Source organism: Rhizobium sp. RHZ01, assembly GCF_014851595.1.
Lineage (GTDB): Bacteria > Pseudomonadota > Alphaproteobacteria > Rhizobiales > Rhizobiaceae > Rhizobium > Rhizobium altiplani.
The window spans coordinates 57,376-77,993 of sequence record NZ_JACUZZ010000030.1 but is presented as its reverse complement, the minus strand read 5'-3'; the positions used below and the strand labels follow the sequence as shown (position 1 = coordinate 77,993).

The following is a 20,618-nucleotide window of genomic DNA, read 5'->3' as shown; positions in this document are numbered from 1 at the left end:
GACAATTTCCTGCAGCAGCAAGCCCGCTTCGACGACTTCGTCGAGGAGTTCAACAGCGAGCGGCCCCACCAGGCGCTCAACATGGCCTACCCGGCAGAGCGCTACGACGCGTCACCGCGCGCCTACCCGATCTCGACTACCCGTTCCACGACCAGACAGTCACCGTCACAACATGCGGACGCATCTGCTACAAGCGGAAGAATATCAATCTCAGTCTGGTCTTCGCCGGTCAGGCCGTCGGCATCAAACAGGTCGAAGACAATATCTGGCTGACAAGCTTTATGGACTACGATCTGGGATACTTCGATGATGAGACATGCAGGCTTGAACCTTTGCCGAACCCTTTCGGTCCAAAAGTGTTACCTATGTCTCAGGAATAAAACGTAACCTATGTGTCCAGAACGGACCGAGAAAGAGTGGCGACCCCTGCAGGAATCGAACCTGCGACAACCTGCTTAGAAGGCAGGTGCTCTATCCAGCTGAGCTAAGGGGCCGCATGACCGAATTCGCACCCGGTCAAATCTGCGGATGAACGCGGATCAATGCGTCCAGGGTTGCGTCCGCGTATAGCGGAAATTGTCAGGATAAGCCACGATCTGGCGCTGCGGATCCTTCGGGGCAATAACCCGGTACTCGATGCCGTTACGCTTCGCGTAAGCCTCAGCGAGTTCCTGCGTTTCGAAGGTCAGCTTCAGCTGCTGGCGCATATCCGAGGAAGACGTATAGCCCATGATCGGATCGATGGTGCGCGGCGTCTCCTGATCAAACTCAAGAACCCAAATATGTGTCTTTGCCTTGCCGGACTGCATCGCGGTCTTGGCTGGACGGTAGATCTTGGCAGACATTGCTGCAGGGCCTCCGATTTAGCGGCTTTCGCACTTGAAACTTCATTCTGCCCCACAAGGCAGCTACTCTTGACGCAAACCATCGCACGAAGAGATGAATTTTGCTTAGCGGCGAATCCCTTTCTTTTCAAGAAAAAAGCCGTACCAGTCGCAGCGCTGTTCAACCGTTTCCAACAGGCGCCTTCCTCCCGCGATCATCGATTGTCATGCTCATATCGATCGCTTCACACCGCAAGCTTGAGGAAAAGAATGCTCACACCAAGGTTGGGGATAGGCGATTTAGATATTGCGGGCGCGGGGCGAACCGTGTATTGGCCTCCCTCGTCGGCACGGAGTGTAGCGCAGTCTGGTAGCGCATCTGGTTTGGGACCAGAGGGTCGGGAGTTCGAATCTCTCCACTCCGACCACTACCCTTCCCCTCCACATCAAGACTTGTCGGACTTTCGCAGGACATCCTCCGATCGACGCTTCCGAAAACTTCGATGCCGTAGTGGGGCCTCCGTGTTGTCCCAGGAATCATAAGTCTAAGATTTCCAGTTCTGAATGGCCGGTTCGGCGAGGCACTTCACCTAGTCCTGATCGGCATTGTCAGAATTTGAGCGATCCGGATCAGCGCCACGGAGAGCCTGCACGCTGGCTGCGGCAATAAGACCCGTAAGGACAATCCCGCATAGGCCGATCACCAGAGCCAGCACCCGCGCGATTGTCTGCTTTGGTACGAGGTCGCCGTAGCCGATCGTCAATCCCGTAACAAAGGTGAAGTACAGGGTGTCGCCGAGCTGCCATCCTTCGATCCATCCGACAAGTGCGCCTGACCCGACGATGACAACGAGAACACCGGAGAAGATCGGCCACAATATTCGAAGTTGCTGGAAGAGAGAGGCGAAGAACCGCCTTCTCATCCTCCTCGATTTAAACTTGCTCTCTGTGCCTCGCGTCATCGGCGCCGCTTTCCTTGCGCTTCCAAGGTGCCTGATTGAGTTTGCTTTGGCGTCGCTGCAGAGCTATCGCGCGGCGCGCCTAGAAGTAGCCTTTCGATCACGTCGGTCCAGCTGGAGGCAAGACAAACAAGGTGAAGGCGAAGATCGCGTAGAGGGCAAGTGCCATCACTCCTGCGTACCAGGCGCCTCGACCACCGTTCGACAGAAGCGTAGCGGCCACGGTGGCGACGATCATCATTGTAACTGCCCCGGGCCAGAACTGCAGCGTCATTGGTTCCGGTCCGATGACGTAGCTGACAATGACCAGCAGCGGGGCAACGAAAAGCGCGATCTGGGCGGCGCTGCCGAGCGCGATCCCAACGCTGAGATCAAGGCGATCCGCCCGAGCTGCCGAAAACGCGGTGGTCATCTCCGCGGCCGCACCAACAAGGGCGACCACGATGAAGCCGACGAACGCCGGTGTCATTCCCAGATGTTCAGCCGCAACCTGAACCGACCCGACGAAAATTTCACTGACCAATGCGACCAGCACGGTTACGCCGACGAGAATGGCGATGCTGAGGCCAAGCGGCCAGGTAGCCTGCTCTTCGTCCGCGTGACCGGCACTGGCGAAAAGCTCCTTATGTGTTCGCAAGGAGAACAACATGCCCAAGGCGTAGACGGCGATGAGGATGACCGACAACCCGAGGCTCACGTTGTGAGAGATGGCGAGCGGTGGCGGCTGATCGACTTCACTGATGATCGACGGCACCAGAACGGCAATGGTTGCCAGGAAAAGCAGGCAGGCCTGGAAGCGAGCATTGACGCGATTGAACTCCTGCAGGTGATGCTTCAACCCGCCGAGTAGAAATGCGCCGCCCAGCATGAACAGGGTGTTTGTAACGATTGCGCCGGCCAGCGATGCCTTGACCAGCAGATATTGTCCCGTCCGCAGGGCCGAAAGCGATATCACCAGCTCGGTCAGATTTCCGAGCGTAGCATTTAGCAGGCCGCCGACCGCGTCGCCCGTTCTCGCCGCAACCGCCTCGGTTGCACGGCTAAGGAGCGTCGCCAGAGGAATGATTGCAAGGACCGATATGAAAAAGAGCAGCGTATGACTGTCCGGAACCAGGTGCTCCAGGACGATGACGATCGGCACCAGCACGATCAGCCAGAGAACGGGCGTGTGTCGCAGTTCTTGAAGAACACTTCTTCCGATGCCAGCAGATGGAGAAGATCGTCCGTCGGAGCTGCTCATGTCGTTTCTCCCATCATAAGATAGTCTCGTTTGCAGGCGATGCATTCTCGGTAGGAGTACTCATCCGAGAGGATCGCGATCGGCAGCCGAATCGAGCGTCTGCAAAGACCGCCAGCAAAGCAGGCGTTTCCCAACAGCGTTAGTCTCGGGGCGTTCATCCGAGCCTCCACACTCCCAGGGGGCGGCCCATCAACTGCTGGCGCGCGGCATCGTTTCGACGCCGCGGCCTCTTTCCGATCAGGACTTAATCTTGAAGACACCGAGGTTGATAAGTTGAACACGTCTGTTGTTCGACCCTTTCACGTCAGTGCCTTCGATCGGTAAGTGTTCCCCGACACCGACCGCGTAAAGGCGCGCCGGATCGACGGCAAACGTCGTCGATAGTGCTTCTTTGATTGCAGCAGCACGCTGTTCGCTGAGATCGAGGTTATGTTTTTCGTCCCCGGTCGCGCTGGCATGACCGACCACGAGGAACTTGTAGTCCCACAGGTTCGGATGATGCAACGCGTCGGCGATCAGCCCGAGGGTGCGATAGGAATTCGGCTGGATGGCGACAGAGTCGTTCTCGAAATCGATCTCGACCACCATCTGCGGCAGTTTCCCTATCCGCTTCCAGTTCGGAAGCGCAGACATCGGCTGGTTACCGCCGTTGATAGCCTCCTGTCGCAATATCTCGAGGTCGATCGCAGGAGCCGCCGCCCTGAGTTTACCGAGTCCCTTGACGATGCGCTCCTGGGAGACCTCCTGCGCCGACGCAAAGCCGGAAAACAATACCCCCGTGGCCAGAACGAGAATGGCTTTGGAAATAAGACGTTTCATCGGTTTACCTCCAACCTGCATCGGTGATGACCTGATTGCATTCCTTGCTGACGCGCTTTTCCTTTTTCACCAGACAAGCCAGCACGAAGCCGTCACCCTTGATGCCTGAGCAACTTTTGGACATGTCCCGCTGGCAGACCCGCTCGTAGGCGGTCTGCGCGTGTTCTCGCTGGGTTATCGATTGGAACACTGATGTCAGCGAGCCTTTGCAAGTGGGCGACACTTTTGCCGCGTTCTGCTGCAGGCAGTCGGCGATCCGTCCGCTGCCGAGGTTCAGTCCCTTGCACAGTTTCTGGATGTCCGTGCCGCAGTCGGCGGCGAGCTTCGTGACCGCATCCGCATAGCTCAGCGTCTGCGCCGGCGCATTCCCGGCAAATGTCAGCGTCGCCAACGTGAGCGCCGCCGTAAGAATTCCGCGTTTGAACATGTCGCCCTCTCCCTGCCTCGACGATCTAGGCGGTGAATGTTCTCACGAAGCGCTATGATTGGGGACGTATATTACGGTAGCGCACACCGCAGAGCACTCACTTCGGCGGCGCGGCAGTACCTGCTTCGTGCGCCCGGATCGCCTGCGCGGCAGCCACCGCGCCACCCTCCTTGTCGTCACCTCCGACCTGCACCGTCGGTTGGGCGAACGTGATCCCGTTTGCCAGGAACAACTCGCGAATCTTGGCGTAGGCCTTGCGGCGTATGTAGGTCTGCATGCCGGGAACCGTGGTCATGGCGAAGCTCAATACGATTCCGTAGTCGGCGAACTCCTCGACACCCTTCATCTTCAAGGGCTCGATAAAGAGCGGCCCGAGTTCCGGGTCATCCTTCAGCTCCGCTCCGACCTTTTTGGTCAGCTTGCGTGCCTTGTCGATATCGGTGTTGAAGCCGACCGTGATCCTGAACTTGTCGATCACCCAGTCGCGGCTCATGTTCTGGACGGCTCCGAGTTCGCCGAATGGCACGGTGAAGACCGGACCGCGATGATGACGAAGGCGTACCGATCGCAGGCTGAAGCCCTCCACGGTTCCTTTGTAATCCTTGGCCTGGATGTATTCCCCAACCCGGAAGGCATCATCCAGCATGTAGAACACACCGCTGATGACGTCCTTGACGAGGGTCTGCGAACCGAAACCGATGGCAACGCCGAAGATGCCGGCTCCCGCGATCAATGGCCCGATCTGTACGCCCATCTGGGCCAGCACGACCAACGCCGCCATGACCGCGACAACAACAGCCAATGCATTGCGAAAGATCGGAAGAAGCGTGCGGAACCGTGCCCGTTTGGCGGCATCAGCGGGCGCAAGGGATGTTGCGTCGGTCGCCACCCGCAACGTTCTATCGATCCAGCCTCTGGCCAGTTGCCAAAGAAAATCAGCAACCACGAGGATCAAAACACTCTTCAGGCCCCCGTAGAAAAGGGCAGCGACAACAGGATCGCGCTGACCCAATGTGTCCGGATTGAGACGCCAAACAAGTGCCAGCCACCCGACGGCGAGGAAGATCACCGCCGCGCGTGCGCCACGGACGATCAAGACACCACGAAGGCTACCGGGATCGCTTACGAAAGACCCTGCCACGCGGCCAACGGCGTTGAGCATCGCCGGTAGTACGAGGACATAGACGCCGATCCAGAAAAGGCCTCTCATGTCGAGGCACCAGATGATCCACAGCGCGACGAGGAAGGCAACCACAGCCGCTTTCCACGGCCGAGATCGCTGCGACGTAGCCCACACCATCTCGATCGCGACAAATAGCCCAACGACCGACAAGCAGTAGCTGATTGCATCCCTAACCAGCGGCGGAACGCCCAAAGGTTCTCCGATTGCCGCCGTGGCAACGGCAAAGCAGACAAGCCCGAATAGGATCATCAACCGTGTGCGCAAGAACGGCGTGATACCGGCGGCGGACAAAAATGCGACCGCCAGCCGAAACGCGACGAATGCCGTGAGATAGGCAAGCAAGGTGATACGGGCGAGAGGCGGCCATTCCACGGCAAAGAACACGATCGCCATTGCCCCCGCGAAGATTCCGACTGGGGCCAGTCGGCCAAGGAGCGTTTCGCGGGGCTTGGCTAGCCTGCGGTACAGCCCCTCGACGAGGAGACCGAGAGCGACCAGTCCGCCGAATATGACGAATACGGGCGCATAGCCTCGGCTTACGGCGTCATGCCGTGTTCTGGCAGCGGCGGCCGCCACTTCCGCTGGGATCGCCGGTATGGCCGTGATGATTTCGTGAACGCGCGTCCGCGCCGCAGACTCCCAGCTGACCAAATCGGAGGCGCCTGCGGATGAAGCGGGGCTCTGAGGTGCACCGACCTCCTTGCGACTGTTCAGCCAGGCCTGCACCTCCGGGTCCTGAAGAAGGCGCACGAGTTCGTCGATCTTCTGCTGTGGTGCGGCCGCGGGAGCTTGCGCCACGGCATTGAATGCGAAGAGAAGTCCGGCGATGAGAGACAGAATCCATTTCATGCTGGTTTTCCCCCTATTGCGTCAGCGTCTGCGGCTTCAGGTCGCCGCCAAGCGTATCGTCGGCCGGCCGTGGCTTTCTTCTCTCAGCAAGCGGCTGCTCGATGATTGTCGCCGGAACCGCGACGGCTGTAGCCGCAACCGTACCGATGTTCGTCACCGTGCCGCCGACCACGGCTGTAATGCCTTGGCCGAGCGTGACATTCGAATCCGTAAGTGTCTGGCCCGTCATGAGTCGCTGGCCGATAAGTTGGACGATTTCCGGACTTTCGGCAAACTTGCCGTGATTGAGCCCGTCCTCGGTCTTTACTTTCGTCAAATCGATCGCGGCGATGCCCGCTTTTTCGAGCTTCGACCGATAGGGCTCTTCCGCAGGATTGATGGCGCCGAGACGGGAGACCCGCCCCGTAATGAAGCTCGAAACCGCGAGAGCCTTATCATCCTGGGACACGAAGATCGTGAACTTCGGACGTGGCTCGCCCATTTCGGCGAACTGCTTGGCAAAGACTTGGATATCGATATCGGGGGAAGCGAGGATCACATTGTGAATTTTCGGATCCACACGGCCGTCGCGTATCCCCATCTGCCGCAGCGATTCCATCGCCAGCCAGGTCCCCATCGAATGTGCCATGATGGTGATATCCTTGACATTGGGATCGGCAGCGAGCGTGCGAAGGGCCTGCTCCAGTCCCGTGCGTGAATAATTCGTGCTTTCCTTGTCATACTGGTAGGCGGTGATTTCGGCTCGCGACGGCCATGTGAACAGTACCGGCGTCGCCTCCATCCTGCTATCGTGCACGATCTGCGCCAGCCGGAAGACGGAATCCTCGTAGGTGTTGTTGAAGCCGTGAATGAACACTAGCGCATGTCCGCCGTTCACATGCTGCGCGAACCATTCGCGCCCTTGCGCGATGGTGTCTATCTGCTGAGCATTCGTCACAGCGAAATCGGTTGCCGGATCAGGTGGGAGACGCTTCGGCCACTGTACCGTGCCCGGCTCGCGCTTCGGCGGAATCGAGACTGTGATTTGCGTCAGGTGCGGCTTGGAACTGCGCTCCCCATTGAATAGCGTCGCCGGGTCCCCAGACGGCTCGCGTGTGGTCGCAACCAGCATCGCAACCTTGGACGTTGGTGGAGCGGAAGCCGACAGCGGAACCGGCGTCATGACACCGTCCGGATGTCCGCAACTCGTCAGAAAAAAGAGAAGAAGAGGGATACTGCGTTTCACCATGTCTGCATTCCAGCTATTGCCCAGGGGGATGGGCGATCTCAAGCCTGGAGGCTAGCAGGTGGCGTGCGGCGAGGCCTGTAGCATCGCGTAGTATCTGTCGGGACGGACGCCGCCGTGGTACGAAATTGCCACGCCAGCGAGAGGATGACGGCAACGGTTAGTTGGTCACTGCCGGCTGAACCTGATCGACCGCGGCACCGGCAGCGCGCAGCCCGGCGAGGACGCGCTCTTGGTCTTGCGGACGCGCCAAGCGCATCGAAATCTCGCGCTTTACCACCGGCATCAGCGCAGGGGCCTTCGTGTCAAGCCAATCGAGTTCCCTTTTCGCCTGCTCGATCTTTCCGGACGCGCCAAGGATGGATGCCAGAACCATGCGGTGCATCGGATTGTAGTTTAGATCAGACATTCGCGACCACAGTTCTGCTGCCTGAAGGTCGCCTCTCATGAAGGCGCACAACGCCATCCCGACTTCGTAGTAACCTTGCGGACCTGCGTTCCTGCTGACTGCCTTGGAAACGAGATCGCAGCCCGTATCCCACTTGCCCGCCATGGAGAGACGTAAGCCGTATTCGCCGGCCACCTCGGTGTCGTTGGGATTCAACTGATAGGCCGCGGCACCCGCCTCGAGGGCGGCGTCAACGTCATTGCGAAAGAAGCTGGTCAGCATCAGCGCCTGCAGGACGCGCGGGTTCTGCGGATCAATTACAGCCGACTTTTTCGCCAGCTCCGATGCCGTCTCCAATATCTTTGGCGACGGTTTGGTTCCAAGCTTGTAGGGGAAGCGTACCTGATCGAGGTAAGTCAGCGACAAGAAAGCAAGAGACGTGGCGTCGCTCGGAAACTTCTCTGTCACGGACCTGAGACATTCCTGTGCTGTCTGAAGCGCTTCCGCCGTCATGCTTCTGCGATAGTTATAATAGGACAGGCTGCAATCATATGCGTCCCATCCACCCGCCCCATCCGGGGCTATGTCGGTCTGAAATACCACGCCAAAGGGTTGGGCGACGGCGGTCGCGATCTCCTCTGCGAGAGCGGTCTCGACTTCAAACACGCTCTGTATTCGAAGATCGGAATCGTAGTGGTTGGCCCAGATGACGGCGCCGTCGGAACGACGCACCAGGCGCGCCGTGGATCGAACACGATCGCCATCTTGTCGAACACTTCCCTGGAGGGCGTATCGAGCATTCTGGAGGCCGCTCACAGCGTCCTGATCATTACCGGACGCATCGACGACCAGAATGTCCTTGAACTTCACGAGCTTCGACATGATTTCATCGGTCACGCCGCCCGAAATTCCCGAAAATCTGCTGCCACCCGCAATATCCTCGAAGCGATCCACGGCTATCGTCGGTTGGCTGTTGATGGAAGCAACCTCCTTGGAGGCCGGCTTTATGCCAAGGAAAATGGCCCCTGCAGCAATCGCGGCCGCCATTGCCGCGCCAGCTATCAGCCAGCGTTTTCCAGCGGATCTGGAAGCCGCCGGTGCTGCGACAACCTCACTTGATGAAGGCTCGACAGAGACTGGAGAAGGCGGTGCCATCGCCGCGTCCGCTGTGTCGCCACGGCAATGCGACGAAGCTTGGAATATGGGAACATATCGGCCCTTGGGAATCGTGATGACAACCGGCTCGCTGCCGCCAGCCATCAAATAATAGCGCTCCAGCTCCCGCCGGATGCGCCCAGCCTCGATCCGCACCGCGGGATCGCCCTGAGCATCGAAATTCTGCCTTCCGAAAACGACCTCCGCGATCGTGTAGGCCTTGAGGTAGTGGGATCGACCGGCGAGCGTCTCCGTCACGACATACACCAGGAACCGCCGGGCTCGCTCAGGGAGGTGAACACTCTCGCTTCCGAGGATGCGCTCCAGCTGGTCTTGCACTTCCTCGGCAGATGGCGCTACAGGGGCCACGTCGCCTGACCTTGCACTTGCCATCGAATTCCCCTCGATGCTGACTAAGCACAACCCAATGCGTATGTTGCTAGCAGATAAACATGACCTATACGTTGTGGCAATACCGGGTTCACAATCGTTCGGGCAACACTTTCCCTTGGCGAGTGAGGACCACATGCGTTGGCTCCGGGTGGGCTCAATCGCAGCCAACATCACATATGTCGCCGTTGGTACCGAGGTATTCTACCGTATTCTACGCCGCTCATCTGGAGAACCGTGATAGCGTGTCTCCCAGCGACCAATACGCAATCACTGCTGTCGTTTGTGCACCAGGAGGGGACGGTGGCGCGAATGGGCAAGTCATTCAATCGTCTAGGCGAGGCTGCAAGATGCGGTCTGGCGCGCATGTTGTTAAGGTTACCGGCATCCCAGCGCGAGGCTGTGCGGTTAGCCGCCAATGGGCGACCGTTGCTTGATGAAGTGCTGGGTGCCTACGAGGAGGCGTGCCTCGCACTCGAACGGTTCCGCAAGGAGGCCAGCGCCGAGCTCACCCTGGTCGATGAATATGAGGAACTTTGTGTGGAGTTGGAGGGCGACGTCATGCGCGAGGTGTTCGGCGCACGTCGCTAAACCGCCCTTCTCACGCCGGGCCTGTCGAGGAACAAGACACCCGCTGCATTCCCGCTTTTCGGGAGAAATTCGGCGCTGCCTCAAGCAGCCCCGTGTCACCGCGTGGCGCGAACGCCTACTTTTTCTTGGTCGTCGTGGCGCTCATCACCTTGTCGCCAGGCTTGATGCCGAGCTTGGCCGTTACACCGGCATTGAGTTCGATCACGTACTTCACCTCCGTCATCGAATCGATGATGTCCTCGGAGTACGGCACCGCGTTCTGCTTGATGTTGCGGATCGTGCCCGTCGAGTCGACGAACAGCATGTCGAGCGGCAGGATGGTGTTCTCCATCCACATCTGCACCCGCCGCGAAACGCCGAAATCGAAGATCATGCCGGCGTCTTCGGCCATGTCCTTGCGATACATCAGCCCGCGCTGGCGTTGCTCGTTGGTGTCGGCTATCTCAACGATGAAATTCAGCCGCTTGCCGGACGCCGTCTGGATAATCAGCGGTTCCTTGTCGAAGGTTATCGGCTGTTGGGAAAGGGCCGGCACGGCGAGAATGAAAAAAAGCGCCGCGATGGCGCTTCTGATCCAGTGAGCTGCAGACATACGCATCAGTGCGCGCGGCTCACCGGGCTCGGCACATCGGGATGGATCTCAGCGGCCATCAGCCCCTTGTCGCCATCGCCGTAACGGACGAGCACCACCTGCCCCGGACGCAATTCCGTGAGACCAAACCGACGCAGCGTTTCCATGTGGACGAAAATATCCTCCGTCCCCTCGCCCCGCGTCAGGAAGCCGAAGCCCTTCGTGCGATTGAACCACTTGACCAGCGCACGCTCGAGCCCGCTCGTCGCCGTCACCTGCACATGCGTGCGGACCGGCGGCAGCATCGAAGGGTGTACAGCCGTCGACTGGTCCATGGAAAGGATTTTGAACGCCTGGTAACCGCGTTCGCGCCGTTGGATGAGCGCAACGATCCGCGTACCCTCGAGAATTGTCTGGTAGCCGTCGCGACGCAGGCAGGTCACATGAAGAAGAACATCCTGCATACCGTTGTCGGGAACGATGAAACCGAAGCCCTTGGCCACGTCAAACCACTTGACGACGCCAGTGATTTCAATGAGATCGACCGCTTCCCCCGCGAGTTGATCGAGGTCGCTGAATTCCTTTGACGAAATTCTGTCAGCCATATCGCCAGTCCCTCAATACGCGTCACACTGTTACGGTTAACTGATTCTTCACATCAAGATTAACATGTTGGTAACGGATTAGCGCAAGTCCTACTTTTCGATTATTCGCAGTTGCCAATCATACCCCGCTATCTTGCCCGAAGCTGGTGTTCCGCCACATAAGATTCCGACAGAATCCAAGACCCCGCATTAGAGAGGAAATAGAATGCGTTATCTCCACACCATGGTTCGCGTGAAAGATCTGGACGCCTCCCTGCATTTTTACACCAAGCTCTTCGGACTCGAGGAAATTAGGCGCACGGAGAACGAGAAGGGCCGCTTCACGCTCGTTTTCCTTGCAGCGCCCGGCGACAAAACCGAGGCCAGTGCCAAGGGCGCGCCCTGCCTGGAACTGACCTACAATTGGGATACCGAGGACTACACGGGCGGCCGCAATTTCGGTCACCTCGCCTATGAGGTCGACGATATCTATGCCACCTGCCAGAAGCTGATGGACAACGGCATCACCATCAATCGTCCGCCGCGCGACGGTCACATGGCCTTCGTGCGCTCCCCGGACGGGATCTCGATCGAGATTCTGCAGAAGGGCGGCAGCCTCCCGACAGCCGAGCCCTGGGCTTCGATGGGCAATACCGGCGCCTGGTAAGTCGAGGCTTTTGCGAGGCTTGCGGCTTTGGCGATTTCGGACCTGCGTGTCCGCATCGCGCTTGCCGCAGGCCAGTGGCGCGGGCACTCTCCAGCCGACTCGAGGCGAACGATGCGTTTTGGCGCAGCACTCGCCGTCCTCTGGAGAATGCTCGCGTGCTCGCTGTTGAAAAGCGGATACCTTTCGGACCTGCCCTTCTCATCGCCACGTCAGCGCTGGTGCTCAGCGGCTGCGTGTCAAACAAGAAGGCCGCCGACGCTGCCGCTGTCGTTTCCCCAGTCGAATCGACTGCGGCCGTTCAACAGGCCACCGCCTCGCCCACCGCCCAACCCGGCTATCGCGACCCTATGGTGGCGAATGTATCGGGTCAGCAGCCGGCACAGGTTCCGGCCGCGCAGTCGATGGCAGTAGGATCGACCGCTTCGGCTCCCGCCAATATCGGCGGTCTCGCAATGCAATCAACTGGGATCAACGCGCAGGCGATGAGCATCTTCTCGGCACACACGCTGCCGCAGAACAACCCGACATCGACCCAGGTGCAGCCCGTCACGGGCAACGCCTACACGCCGGCTGGTGTCAGCCCCATGCGCTCGAGCGTCTACAGCAGCCAGCTTCCTGTCGATCAGCCCCAGCAAACGCAGCAGACTCAACCCCTGTTGCCGCAGCAGTCCTCACAGAACACGGCCATACGCGGCGAGCCGGTTCAGAGTGCCTCGCTCTCGACCGGAGCACTGGCAGGCCAGACGATGAATGCGCTCTATAGCGCGCCGAGGCAAAACCTGCTCGGCAGTCTCTCCGGGCTACTGCAGAAAGCCTCACTGCCCGGCATGACGCGAATTGCGCCCAACGGCCTGCATCTTCAAAACGACAAGGTAGAGGTCGGCTGCTTCAAGCCGAACTTGTTGAATGTGATCAGGGCGGTCGAAACGCACTTTGGCAAGCCGCTCGTCGTCACGTCGGGATATCGCGACCCGGACCATAATCGCATGGTCGGCGGCGCCGAAGAATCCATGCACAAGACATGCGACGCGGCCGATATTCAGATCGACGGCGTGTCGAAATGGGATATCGCAAGCTATATCCGCTCGCTGCCTGATCGCGGCGGTGTCGGTACCTACTGCCACACGAACTCCGTACATCTCGATACCGGAAAAAGCCGCGACTGGAACTGGGGCTGCGGTGGTGGGACGGCTGCATCGCCCCTTGCTCGCGCTCTGTGACGCTCACGCTTCGCTGCCATTAGCGTTACGAAAGCTCGTGTGAAGGATTGGGAACATCGATCCATAGCGTTTTGATTCGGCTGCAATAAACGCCATTTCGCTGCCGCAAAAGAATCCTGTCATTATTTTGAAAAAAATCCAATTTGCTGCTTGCGGGATTCAAAGTGCCTGACTATAAGGGCGCCACCACGAAGGAAGCGCCCTTCGTCTATCGGTTAGGACACCAGATTTTCATTCTGGGAAGAGGGGTTCGACTCCCCTAGGGCGTGCCATCGGTCATTGAAATCATTTGGCTTTTGACGTTTACACGATATCCTCGTAACATTGTTGTGCGTCGCGTCAAATGCTAGTGAATCTGGAATGAAATCCGGTCGGTCAACCGACGACGCGTAGCCCTTGAGCCTGTAGCGCCCTCGCCTTGACTCGCGACTCGGCGACACGCCTGCTTCCTCCAGTCGGCCTCCTCAGCGTGCGCAGAACATCTGGCATCCGAGCGTCGACGCTGCCATAAATGAGCTTCATCGAGGGAGGGATGATTATGCAGAAGAACGCGCCGGACTTCAGCCTTGCGGGCAAGGTGACTTTCGTGACGGGAGCGAGCCGTGGCATCGGTCGGGCTTGCGCGCTTGCCTGTGCCGCAGGCGGCTCCGATATTGTCTTGGGGATCCGCGATGTCGCGGCGTCGGCAGGCCTGGTCGCCGAACTCGAGGGCATGGGACGAAAGGTCCTCCCTGTCGAACTGGACATTCCCAACAGGGTCCATATCGCACAAGCCGTCGACGCGGCGCTTACGAAGTTCGGTCGGATCGACGTACTCGTCAACAACGTCGGCGTGGCTCCGGGCAATCTTGCAGAACTCGTTGAGGAGAAAGACCTTGACGAAATACTTGATGTCAACATCAAGGGCACGTTTCTGATGACGCAGGCGGTGGGCCGTCAGATGATCAAGCGCAACAGCGGCCGGATCATCAACATCAGCTCACAGGCCGGCACCGTGGCACTGCGCGGCGAGGCAATCTATTGCATGAGCAAGGCGGCAATCAATCACCTCACGCGCTGTCTTGCAGCCGAATGGGCACGCTATAATGTCACCGTGAATACCGTATCGCCGACGTTCATCCACACGGATGGTACGGCACCTTTTCTATCCGACGCCGACAATTACAAAGCGACGCTTGCTCACATTCCGCTCGGCCGGATCGGTGAAACCGATGATGTGGTGGGTGCCGTCGTCTTCCTTGCGTCACCAGCTGCGAGCCTAGTCACGGGCGCGAACCTGCTCGTAGACGGCGGATGGTCAGTCGCCTGATGCCGAGGTGCACAATGCTATGCAGACGAGAACGACGATTTTCCGTGGGGCGTGTCGGTTTCTTTGAATTTCAGCCTGGATTCGACGACGCGTTGGTATCGCTACTCATGCTGAGTATGGACCAGCCTTGCTTCGGCCTGCCCCGCCGAATAGAGTTGCCGGATGGCTAGGCAGGTCCTCTTCGTACAAGGAGCCGGCGAAGGCGTCTACGATTGCTGGGACAGCAAGCTCGTGACCAGCCTCGAGCGCGAACTCGGCGAAAGCTATACCGTCCGCTATCCCCGAATGCCCAATGAGGACGATCCAAGCTACGCAGCGTGGGAGCCTGCGTTAACGAGAGAACTCGCTTCGCTGGACGACGGGGCAATTCTCGTCGCTCACTCGGTCGGCGGCACCATTTTGATCCATGTGCTTGCCGAACAGCAGCCGAAACCGAGGTTCGGAGGGCTATTCGTCATCGCTGCGCCCTTCATCGGCGAAGGCGGATGGCCGAGCGACGGCATCGGCGACTGCAAGGACGTCCCAGAGGGTCTCCCGCCCGGCCTTCCCATCTATCTCTATCATGGCGCCGCCGACGACGTGGTACCCACTGCCCATGTTCATCTCTGTGCGAAGGCGATTCCGCACGCCGTCGTCCGCACACTCGACCGCAGGGATCACCAGCTCAACAACGATATGAGCGACGTTGCACGAGACATACTTTCAGCCGGCTAAGCTGTCAGCACGCCGAAGCGCGCGCCGGTTCTCTTTTCCAGCAAGCTGAACGTCTTGCCGAACAGCCATGCCGTTCCTATTTTCTTGTCAGATGCGCCCTTCGTCTATCGGTTAGGACAACAGATTCTCATTCTGTAAAGAGGGGTTCGATTCCCCTAGGGCGTACCAAACCACTCGATTCCAGATTGCCGAATGGCGCATTGGCGCGAGTTCCATTCATACACGAAATCAGAAGCCGCTGATCAGTTCTACCTTCGAGCCGTCGCTGAAGCGCGAGAGCCGGAACGCTTTCGGGTCGACGACGGGCGCCCGGCCCGTGACGATATCAGCCATCAGCCGTCCCGCTGCCGGTCCAATGCCGAAACCGTGGCCGGAGAATCCGGTCGCGATATGAAAGCCGGGAATGGAATCGACCGCCGAGATGACGGGCACGGCATCCGGCGTGACATCGATGTAGCCGCCCCAACGCTGTGCGATTTCCGCCTTTGCGAAAACCGGAAACGCCTTCTTCAGACTGTCGAGTGCATCCAGCGTCAACTTCTTCGAGGGCACCGGATCGAGAACACGGTGATACTCGAACGGACTTGCGTCATCCATTGACCAGCGCCGCGGAATGCGCAGCTCGTCAAAGAAGCGGCCAGCGAGGCGGAAGGAAAGCGACTTCCACTCTGCCCGCAAGGCCGGCAGAAACGCAGCAGCATGGCGGAACGAGGCCGGCACGATATCGACGATGTTGTCGTGGCCGCAGGCCACTGTGTAACCACCGTCCTGCCGCTTGCGGATAGCGAAATCCTTGGCCCATATCGTTTGCGCCGGCCCGTCTTCCAGCGGCTTCGTGCGCATAACGCTGTTCAGCACCTTCAGTTGCGGCAGATCGATGCCGAAGCGACCGGCAAACAGGCTGGACCACGCGCCGCCGGCCAGGACCACGGCCTTGCAGGCGATCGCGCCGCGTTCCGTCACGACACCGCTAACGGCCCCTGCCGAGGTCTCGATGCCGCGTACAGCGCACTCCGTGAGAATGGTCGCTCCCTTGTCGCGTGCCGCTTCGGCGATCGCCGGTGCCGCCTTCTGCGGCTCCGCCCGCCCATCGGCCGGCGTGTAGAGCGCTCCCGCCATATCGACACTTGAGCCGGGAACCGTTTCACCGAATTCTTGCGCCGTTAGCATGCGGGATTCGATCTGGTAGCCGTCCAGATTGGTGCGCCAACGCTCGCGCTCCGCCACCTCCTTATCATTGGCGCAGGTGAAGATGATGCCGGTGCGCTTGAAACCCGTATCGCGCCCCGTGCGCTTGTCGAGGCCATCCCAGATTCTCAGCGCCTCTGCCATCAGCGGCACCTCGCGCGGATCGCGCATCGAGATCCGCACCCAGCCCCAGTTCCGGCTCGATTGTTCCTTCCCAATCCCGCCTTTCTCGCAAAGCGTCACGCGCAGGCCGCGTTCGGCGAGTTCCAGCGCCGTGGAGCAACCGACAATGCCGCCGCCGATCACAACGACGTCGCACTCTTTCGGAAGCTCCTCGTCGCCATGGACGGGAACAACATAGGGACCGGGCATGAGGGATTGTCTCCTGGCAGGGACTCAAGATCGTTTGGCTTGTGTAGCCCTACAACCCCGCCCCGATTTTAGGAACCCTGCCCGCGCTTCGTCTGCATATCTTACAGCTTCAGGATCGCTTGAAGGCAAACACATCAACTGGCTCGCCCAAACCACGCAGAGGGAACGCGCCGAGGCTTTCCATGCCTTCCTTGCACGAAGCCATCTCGACGAAGGCCCTGGAGAAGAGCACCGGCCGCTTGATCTCTTTCGTCAGGCTTTCCAGACGCGATGCCACGTTGACCGCAGGCCCAATGACCGTGAAATCCAACCGGCGGCGCGAGCCGATGTTGCCATACATGACGTCGCCGACATGCACGCCGATACCGTAGCGCAGCACCTCGCGACCCTCGCGCGCATTCTCCTCGTTGAGCGCAGCGACCGCGGCGTCGGCCTCCTTGATCGCCGTCAGGAGGTTTCTGCAGGCCATCGGATCGGTCAGCGGGAAGATCGCCAACATCCCGTCGCCCATGAATTTTAGGATCTCGCCGCCGTGTTTCTCAATTGGCTCCGACATCGCGTCGAAATAGCCGTTCAGCAACTCGATCACGTCATCGCGCGGCCATTGATCCGAGATCGTCGTGAAATCGCGCAGATCGCAGATCAGGATCGCCGCACCGACGGTGGCCCCGCTGCCACGTGTTGTCGCCCCAGCAAGGATCTGTCCGCTGGCATGCGGCCCGACATAGGTCTCCAACAACGTGCGCGCGAGAATGTTCTTGAGGCGGATCTCGGTCACCAGTGTCAAAGCGGGCAGAAGATCCTGGAGGAAAGCAATGTGCTCGTCAGAAAAACCGCCGGGCCGGTCGCTGGTGAAGGTCGCGATGTGGCGCTTTCCGAGTGTGTGCTCCATCGGCCAAGCGATATATTCCGTAAGCCCATCACGTATCAGTTCGTCATAAAATTGATGGTGGCCGTCTCCGTCTCTCATAGCCTCGAGGTTTTTGCGAACCTCGATCGCGCCGCTGAAGATCTCGTTGACCGGACTGTTGCGAAACTGCGGTGTCCTCTCGACGCCATAGCCGAACGTATCGATCTTGGCCTCGGCCAACCCGGTGCGCCACAGGATACGTGCTCCGAGCCATTGCGGATGAAGCGTCCTGAAGTGCAACGATGCGCGCGCTACCGGTACGCCTTCGTTCCGGAGCCGCTGGCACATCTGCACGAAGATGTTGTCGATGAAGCGCTCGTCACGCGTTTCCGTGACCAGCCAATCGATGATCTTTCGCCGACGCGAGGGCCACACGCCCTCACTCTGATCGTTGAAGGACAAAGGCACGTCCGAAACGGATTGCATGGTTATACTCCACAAACACGGTCGCGTCCCGATTGAGGAAGGACATCATTCATCCCCTAGATGGTGCGTGACTCTGCAGATTGAAATGGTTGCGTCCACCGGAGTCTGAGTCACCCGGCTTCTAGCCGAGCATACGCCGGGTCTCCACAATCGTCGCAGCGCTCGCTGCCAGCGGCCTGTATTCCAGCCCGATCGCGCCTCGGTAGCCATGTTCGACAAGCCAATCGACCCGTCGCTTAAGGTCGACATTTCCGCTGCCGGGCTCATTCCGTCCCGGATGATCGGCTACATGGACGTGGAAAACTCGGTCGATATCATCGCCGATCACCTCGGCCGTGTCCTCTCCCATGACGGCGGAATGATAGACATCATAGACAATGCCGATCTCGGAACGCCCCGTCGCCCTTACGATCTCGAGACCTTCCACTGTTGAATGAAGGAAATAGCCGACGTGGTCGATCAGCGTGTTGAGCGGCTCGAGGCCGAGGCGAACCCCACTGCCCTCGAGAATTTCGCCGGCGGCGGTCAGGGTTTCGATCAGCGCTGCCTTCTGCTCCTCGCGAGACTTGCCGGCAAGATCATCACCTGCCTGCGCAATCAGGGTGTGCGCGCCGAGGCGTCTTGCCGTTGCGATCGAACTTTTCAGACCTTTCAGAAACGCTTCCTTATTGGTTCTGTCTGTCAGGGCAATCATCGGTTCCGCCACAAAACTCGTGAGTTCTATGCCGGTTTCCGTCAGCGCCCATTCGATGCTGCCGATATCCTTGTTCGTCCACTTCCAGAATTCGACTGCCTCCACGCCGTGCGCGTGCGCAAGGCGGATCCTGTCCGCGAAGTTGTCGGCGTCAGCTGCGAACAGCCATTCGATGCAGGCGGAAAGTCTCATGGCGGCCTCGCTGAATCGGGAACTCTTTCGCCGACAATAGTCGAGCCGCGGCAAATGGCAAAAAGCTTCCATGCTCCGTTTCTGACTTGACGTCATATTCAAGATTGCTAACGTGCGGGTGCGTATTAATCTCCCAACTCCGCCCGTCATCATTGACGGGCGTATCTTTTCCGGCTCGATCCAGAAAGTCAGGAATGGCGACAGAGGGACGATGGCTGCGGTGGGCGTATCGTTTGGCAAAGCACGCATCGTAGCGCTGGTGGCCAGCTTTCTGTTGGCACTTACCCAGATGGCCCTCTCCCAGCCGCCCGCTGCAACGTCGCATCGTGTCTGTGTCTATTCCCTCGACATGCCGAACTCTGGCGAGCGCCTATGTATCACCCGCGAAACTTACGGGCGCGATCTCTGCGTCGCGATCGATCACTTCGCGCGGGAAAACGACCTGCCGCCGGAATATTTCGCCCGGTTGATCTGGCGGGAGAGCCGTTTTCAGGCAGGCGCCATCAGTCCCAAAGGCGCGCAGGGCATTGCGCAGTTCATGCCTGGCACCGCAAGGCTGCGCGGATTGAGGGATAGTTTCGATATCCTCGAATCCCTCAAGGAATCAGCGCGCTACCTCGACGAGCTGCGAATACGCTTTGGCAATCTCGGCCTCGCTGCCGCGGCCTATAATGCCGGCGAGCAGGGCCTCTCCGACTATCTCGATACGGGCCTGCTGCCCTTCGAGACACGCAGCTACGTTCTTGACATCACGGCGAATACGATCGAGCAGTGGAAGAACGATCCGCCTGTCGAGGCTGCGCAGTTTCTCATTCCGGACAAATCCTTCATCGATGGTTGCATAGAGCTTGCCAGCAAGCGCCGCCTGACCGAAACCGCCTCGGTCCAACAGGGTCAGTGGGCGCCATGGGGCGCCCAGCTTGCGGCAAATAGCAACGATGCCGCAGCACTTCGCCTATTTACCGCAGTCGCGCGTCAACTTCCCGCACCTCTCGCGAGCGAGGAGCCGGTCATCGTGCGCATGCGGGATCGCAGCTTTGGCTTCAGGCCGCGCTTTGCTGCTCGTATCGGCAGAGAGACTCGCGCTGAAGCTGACAAGGTTTGCATGACTGTCCGTGCCGCCGGGGCAGCCTGCACCGTCTTCCGAAACTGAGACCGTTTCGGCCCCTGCTGAGGATCGGCGACGGCGAATTTTCCCGTGGAGCCATGAACTTTGGCGCGAGTTGTGCGTTTCCCCGGAGGGAGGAAAGAGCCATGCACAGCACGCAAAACCGACAGATTAGAAATCCGGGGCCGAGGGGCCGGAGCATCGCCAACCAAGGCAGGCGGAACGGTGCCGATTCCGCCGAAGAGCGCAAATTGCACAAGCTCCTCGGGCGCCACGTCCCTGAACACGAAATTCAGGCGAATATCACCAGTAAGCCACCGAAACTTCGATAGCGGCAGCGAAAATATCAGAAAACCAGAAAATCCGGGGCCGTCTGCTGGGAGGTCAACTTAAGCGTTCCATCAGGCTGGACCACGTATTTCTCGAATGTGCGGTAACCCCATTTTCCCAGGAACGTGTTATTGATCACCGTTCCCGGCGGGTACGGCGAGCGCACGACGCGTCCATAGGTCAGGCTTCCCGGCACAGGCCCAAGCGGCGGTGCAGTCGTGTTGCAGCCGGCAAGCGCTATCGCCATGATTATTGGGGTATATCTCATCTCTCCCTCCTGAGC

21 protein-coding genes, 4 tRNA genes and 1 pseudogene are annotated in these 20,618 nt (G+C 59.3%); 11 read left to right on the top strand and 15 right to left on the bottom strand.

The window, feature by feature from the left end; translation table 11 throughout:
• Nucleotides 1–135 (top strand): annotated as a pseudogene (locus tag IB248_RS31945) (integrase); the annotation flags it as partial.
• Nucleotides 136–417: 282 nt separating this feature from the next.
• Here the strand turns inward: IB248_RS31945 and IB248_RS25605 are convergent.
• Both IB248_RS25605 and IB248_RS25600 read right to left on the bottom strand, forming a co-directional pair.
• Nucleotides 418–494, bottom strand: a tRNA-Arg gene (locus tag IB248_RS25605).
• 45 nt (nucleotides 495–539) lie between these two features.
• Nucleotides 540–845: an ETC complex I subunit gene (locus IB248_RS25600; protein ID WP_016554394.1), complete on the bottom strand. Its 306-nt coding sequence runs from the start codon at nucleotides 843–845 to the stop codon at nucleotides 540–542.
• Between the two features lie 330 nt (nucleotides 846–1,175).
• On the opposite strand from IB248_RS25600, the gene IB248_RS25595 reads away from it, so the two are divergent.
• Nucleotides 1,176–1,252 (top strand) — tRNA-Pro (locus IB248_RS25595).
• Nucleotides 1,253–1,414: 162 nt separating this feature from the next.
• Here IB248_RS25595 and IB248_RS25590 read toward each other — a convergent pair.
• The 7 genes from IB248_RS25590 to IB248_RS25560 form a co-directional block, all read right to left on the bottom strand.
• On the bottom strand, nucleotides 1,415–1,747 hold the full coding sequence (locus IB248_RS25590) for a potassium channel family protein (RefSeq protein ID WP_018117080.1): 333 nt from the start codon (nucleotides 1,745–1,747) through the stop codon (nucleotides 1,415–1,417).
• A 136-nt stretch (nucleotides 1,748–1,883) separates the two neighbouring features.
• Nucleotides 1,884–3,023, bottom strand: a complete 1,140-nt coding sequence (gene cax / locus IB248_RS25585) for a calcium/proton exchanger (RefSeq protein WP_192241857.1) — start codon at nucleotides 3,021–3,023, stop codon at nucleotides 1,884–1,886.
• Nucleotides 3,024–3,260: 237 nt separating this feature from the next.
• A complete protein-coding gene (locus tag IB248_RS25580; RefSeq protein WP_018117082.1) occupies nucleotides 3,261–3,842 on the bottom strand; it encodes an OmpA family protein in 582 nt (193 codons plus the stop codon).
• Between the two features lie 4 nt (nucleotides 3,843–3,846).
• Nucleotides 3,847–4,269 carry a hypothetical protein gene (locus IB248_RS25575; RefSeq protein ID WP_018858619.1) on the bottom strand — a complete coding sequence of 141 codons (423 nt, stop codon included), beginning with the start codon at nucleotides 4,267–4,269 and terminating at the stop codon, nucleotides 3,847–3,849.
• 97 nt (nucleotides 4,270–4,366) lie between these two features.
• The gene (locus tag IB248_RS25570; RefSeq protein WP_192241856.1) at nucleotides 4,367–6,301 is read right to left on the bottom strand and encodes a mechanosensitive ion channel family protein; all 1,935 of its coding nucleotides are present in this window, start codon (nucleotides 6,299–6,301) and stop codon (nucleotides 4,367–4,369) included.
• 13 nt (nucleotides 6,302–6,314) lie between these two features.
• Nucleotides 6,315–7,529: an alpha/beta hydrolase gene (locus IB248_RS25565; protein ID WP_192241855.1), complete on the bottom strand. Its 1,215-nt coding sequence runs from the start codon at nucleotides 7,527–7,529 to the stop codon at nucleotides 6,315–6,317.
• A gap of 157 nt (nucleotides 7,530–7,686) precedes the next feature.
• A complete protein-coding gene (locus tag IB248_RS25560; RefSeq protein ID WP_192241859.1) occupies nucleotides 7,687–9,336 on the bottom strand; it encodes a hypothetical protein in 1,650 nt (549 codons plus the stop codon).
• A gap of 435 nt (nucleotides 9,337–9,771) precedes the next feature.
• Between IB248_RS25560 and IB248_RS25555 the strand changes: the two genes are divergently transcribed.
• A complete protein-coding gene (locus IB248_RS25555; RefSeq protein WP_169683757.1) occupies nucleotides 9,772–10,050 on the top strand; it encodes a hypothetical protein in 279 nt (92 codons plus the stop codon).
• A gap of 115 nt (nucleotides 10,051–10,165) precedes the next feature.
• On the opposite strand, the gene IB248_RS25550 is transcribed toward IB248_RS25555, so the two are convergent.
• Both IB248_RS25550 and IB248_RS25545 read right to left on the bottom strand, forming a co-directional pair.
• Nucleotides 10,166–10,648, bottom strand: a complete 483-nt coding sequence (locus IB248_RS25550; protein ID WP_018858624.1) for a DUF192 domain-containing protein — start codon at nucleotides 10,646–10,648, stop codon at nucleotides 10,166–10,168.
• Nucleotides 10,648–11,226 carry a cold-shock protein gene (locus IB248_RS25545; protein WP_018117103.1) on the bottom strand — a complete coding sequence of 193 codons (579 nt, stop codon included), beginning with the start codon at nucleotides 11,224–11,226 and terminating at the stop codon, nucleotides 10,648–10,650. Before IB248_RS25545 ends, IB248_RS25550 begins: the two co-directional genes overlap by 1 nt.
• Before the next feature lie 205 nt (nucleotides 11,227–11,431).
• On the opposite strand from IB248_RS25545, the gene gloA reads away from it, so the two are divergent.
• The 6 genes from gloA to IB248_RS25515 all read left to right on the top strand — a co-directional run bounded on the left by gloA (nucleotide 11,432) and on the right by IB248_RS25515 (nucleotide 15,283).
• Complete coding sequence (gene gloA / locus IB248_RS25540) at nucleotides 11,432–11,872, top strand: lactoylglutathione lyase (protein ID WP_018858625.1); 441 nt, start codon at nucleotides 11,432–11,434, stop codon at nucleotides 11,870–11,872.
• A 155-nt stretch (nucleotides 11,873–12,027) separates the two neighbouring features.
• Nucleotides 12,028–13,092 carry a D-Ala-D-Ala carboxypeptidase family metallohydrolase gene (locus IB248_RS25535; RefSeq protein WP_018858626.1) on the top strand — a complete coding sequence of 355 codons (1,065 nt, stop codon included), beginning with the start codon at nucleotides 12,028–12,030 and terminating at the stop codon, nucleotides 13,090–13,092.
• Nucleotides 13,093–13,289: 197 nt separating this feature from the next.
• Nucleotides 13,290–13,364, top strand: a tRNA-Glu gene (locus IB248_RS25530).
• Between the two features lie 266 nt (nucleotides 13,365–13,630).
• Entirely contained in the window at nucleotides 13,631–14,401 is a 771-nt protein-coding gene (locus IB248_RS25525) for a glucose 1-dehydrogenase (protein ID WP_026371976.1), read from the top strand.
• A 162-nt stretch (nucleotides 14,402–14,563) separates the two neighbouring features.
• Nucleotides 14,564–15,115: an alpha/beta fold hydrolase gene (locus IB248_RS25520; RefSeq protein ID WP_192241854.1), complete on the top strand. Its 552-nt coding sequence runs from the start codon at nucleotides 14,564–14,566 to the stop codon at nucleotides 15,113–15,115.
• Between the two features lie 93 nt (nucleotides 15,116–15,208).
• Nucleotides 15,209–15,283 (top strand) — tRNA-Glu (locus IB248_RS25515).
• A gap of 60 nt (nucleotides 15,284–15,343) precedes the next feature.
• Here the strand turns inward: IB248_RS25515 and IB248_RS25510 are convergent.
• The 3 genes from IB248_RS25510 to IB248_RS25500 all read right to left on the bottom strand — a co-directional run bounded on the left by IB248_RS25510 (nucleotide 15,344) and on the right by IB248_RS25500 (nucleotide 18,897).
• Complete coding sequence (locus tag IB248_RS25510) at nucleotides 15,344–16,675, bottom strand: FAD-binding oxidoreductase (RefSeq protein WP_018858629.1); 1,332 nt, start codon at nucleotides 16,673–16,675, stop codon at nucleotides 15,344–15,346.
• 109 nt (nucleotides 16,676–16,784) lie between these two features.
• Nucleotides 16,785–18,011 carry an adenylate/guanylate cyclase domain-containing protein gene (locus tag IB248_RS25505; RefSeq protein ID WP_018858630.1) on the bottom strand — a complete coding sequence of 409 codons (1,227 nt, stop codon included), beginning with the start codon at nucleotides 18,009–18,011 and terminating at the stop codon, nucleotides 16,785–16,787.
• Between the two features lie 121 nt (nucleotides 18,012–18,132).
• The gene (locus IB248_RS25500) at nucleotides 18,133–18,897 is read right to left on the bottom strand and encodes a TIM barrel protein (protein WP_018858631.1); all 765 of its coding nucleotides are present in this window, start codon (nucleotides 18,895–18,897) and stop codon (nucleotides 18,133–18,135) included.
• Between the two features lie 211 nt (nucleotides 18,898–19,108).
• On the opposite strand from IB248_RS25500, the gene IB248_RS25495 reads away from it, so the two are divergent.
• Nucleotides 19,109–20,050: a lytic transglycosylase domain-containing protein gene (locus IB248_RS25495; protein WP_018858632.1), complete on the top strand. Its 942-nt coding sequence runs from the start codon at nucleotides 19,109–19,111 to the stop codon at nucleotides 20,048–20,050.
• 101 nt (nucleotides 20,051–20,151) lie between these two features.
• Entirely contained in the window at nucleotides 20,152–20,337 is a 186-nt protein-coding gene (locus IB248_RS31940) for a hypothetical protein (RefSeq protein WP_018117094.1), read from the top strand.
• Between the two features lie 14 nt (nucleotides 20,338–20,351).
• Here IB248_RS31940 and IB248_RS25490 read toward each other — a convergent pair whose 3' ends face one another.
• A complete protein-coding gene (locus IB248_RS25490; protein ID WP_026371977.1) occupies nucleotides 20,352–20,603 on the bottom strand; it encodes a hypothetical protein in 252 nt (83 codons plus the stop codon).
• Between the last annotated feature and the right edge of the window lie 15 nt (nucleotides 20,604–20,618).

Bases quoted from the DNA above. Each gene is read 5' to 3' on its own strand.
- IB248_RS25600 (WP_016554394.1), bottom strand. From the start codon at position 845: ATGTCTGCCAAGATCTACCGTCCAGCCAAGACCGCGATGCAGTCCGGC.
- IB248_RS25510 (WP_018858629.1), bottom strand. From the start codon at position 16,675: ATGCCCGGTCCCTATGTTGTTCCCGTCCATGGCGACGAGGAGCTTCCG.
- IB248_RS25590 (WP_018117080.1), bottom strand. From the start codon at position 1,747: ATGAGAAGGCGGTTCTTCGCCTCTCTCTTCCAGCAACTTCGAATATTG.
- IB248_RS25545 (WP_018117103.1), bottom strand. From the start codon at position 11,226: ATGGCTGACAGAATTTCGTCAAAGGAATTCAGCGACCTCGATCAACTC.
- IB248_RS25505 (WP_018858630.1), bottom strand. From the start codon at position 18,011: ATGCAATCCGTTTCGGACGTGCCTTTGTCCTTCAACGATCAGAGTGAG.
- IB248_RS25495 (WP_018858632.1), top strand. From the start codon at position 19,109: ATGGCTGCGGTGGGCGTATCGTTTGGCAAAGCACGCATCGTAGCGCTG.
- IB248_RS25555 (WP_169683757.1), top strand. From the start codon at position 9,772: ATGGGCAAGTCATTCAATCGTCTAGGCGAGGCTGCAAGATGCGGTCTG.
- IB248_RS25580 (WP_018117082.1), bottom strand. From the start codon at position 3,842: ATGAAACGTCTTATTTCCAAAGCCATTCTCGTTCTGGCCACGGGGGTA.
- IB248_RS25570 (WP_192241856.1), bottom strand. From the start codon at position 6,301: ATGAAATGGATTCTGTCTCTCATCGCCGGACTTCTCTTCGCATTCAAT.
- IB248_RS25565 (WP_192241855.1), bottom strand. From the start codon at position 7,529: ATGGTGAAACGCAGTATCCCTCTTCTTCTCTTTTTTCTGACGAGTTGC.
- IB248_RS25575 (WP_018858619.1), bottom strand. From the start codon at position 4,269: ATGTTCAAACGCGGAATTCTTACGGCGGCGCTCACGTTGGCGACGCTG.
- IB248_RS31940 (WP_018117094.1), top strand. From the start codon at position 20,152: ATGCACAGCACGCAAAACCGACAGATTAGAAATCCGGGGCCGAGGGGC.
- gloA (WP_018858625.1), top strand. From the start codon at position 11,432: ATGCGTTATCTCCACACCATGGTTCGCGTGAAAGATCTGGACGCCTCC.
- IB248_RS25490 (WP_026371977.1), bottom strand. From the start codon at position 20,603: ATGAGATATACCCCAATAATCATGGCGATAGCGCTTGCCGGCTGCAAC.
- IB248_RS25520 (WP_192241854.1), top strand. From the start codon at position 14,564: ATGGCTAGGCAGGTCCTCTTCGTACAAGGAGCCGGCGAAGGCGTCTAC.
- cax (WP_192241857.1), bottom strand. From the start codon at position 3,023: ATGAGCAGCTCCGACGGACGATCTTCTCCATCTGCTGGCATCGGAAGA.
- IB248_RS25525 (WP_026371976.1), top strand. From the start codon at position 13,631: ATGCAGAAGAACGCGCCGGACTTCAGCCTTGCGGGCAAGGTGACTTTC.
- IB248_RS25500 (WP_018858631.1), bottom strand. From the start codon at position 18,897: ATGAGACTTTCCGCCTGCATCGAATGGCTGTTCGCAGCTGACGCCGAC.
- IB248_RS25550 (WP_018858624.1), bottom strand. From the start codon at position 10,648: ATGCGTATGTCTGCAGCTCACTGGATCAGAAGCGCCATCGCGGCGCTT.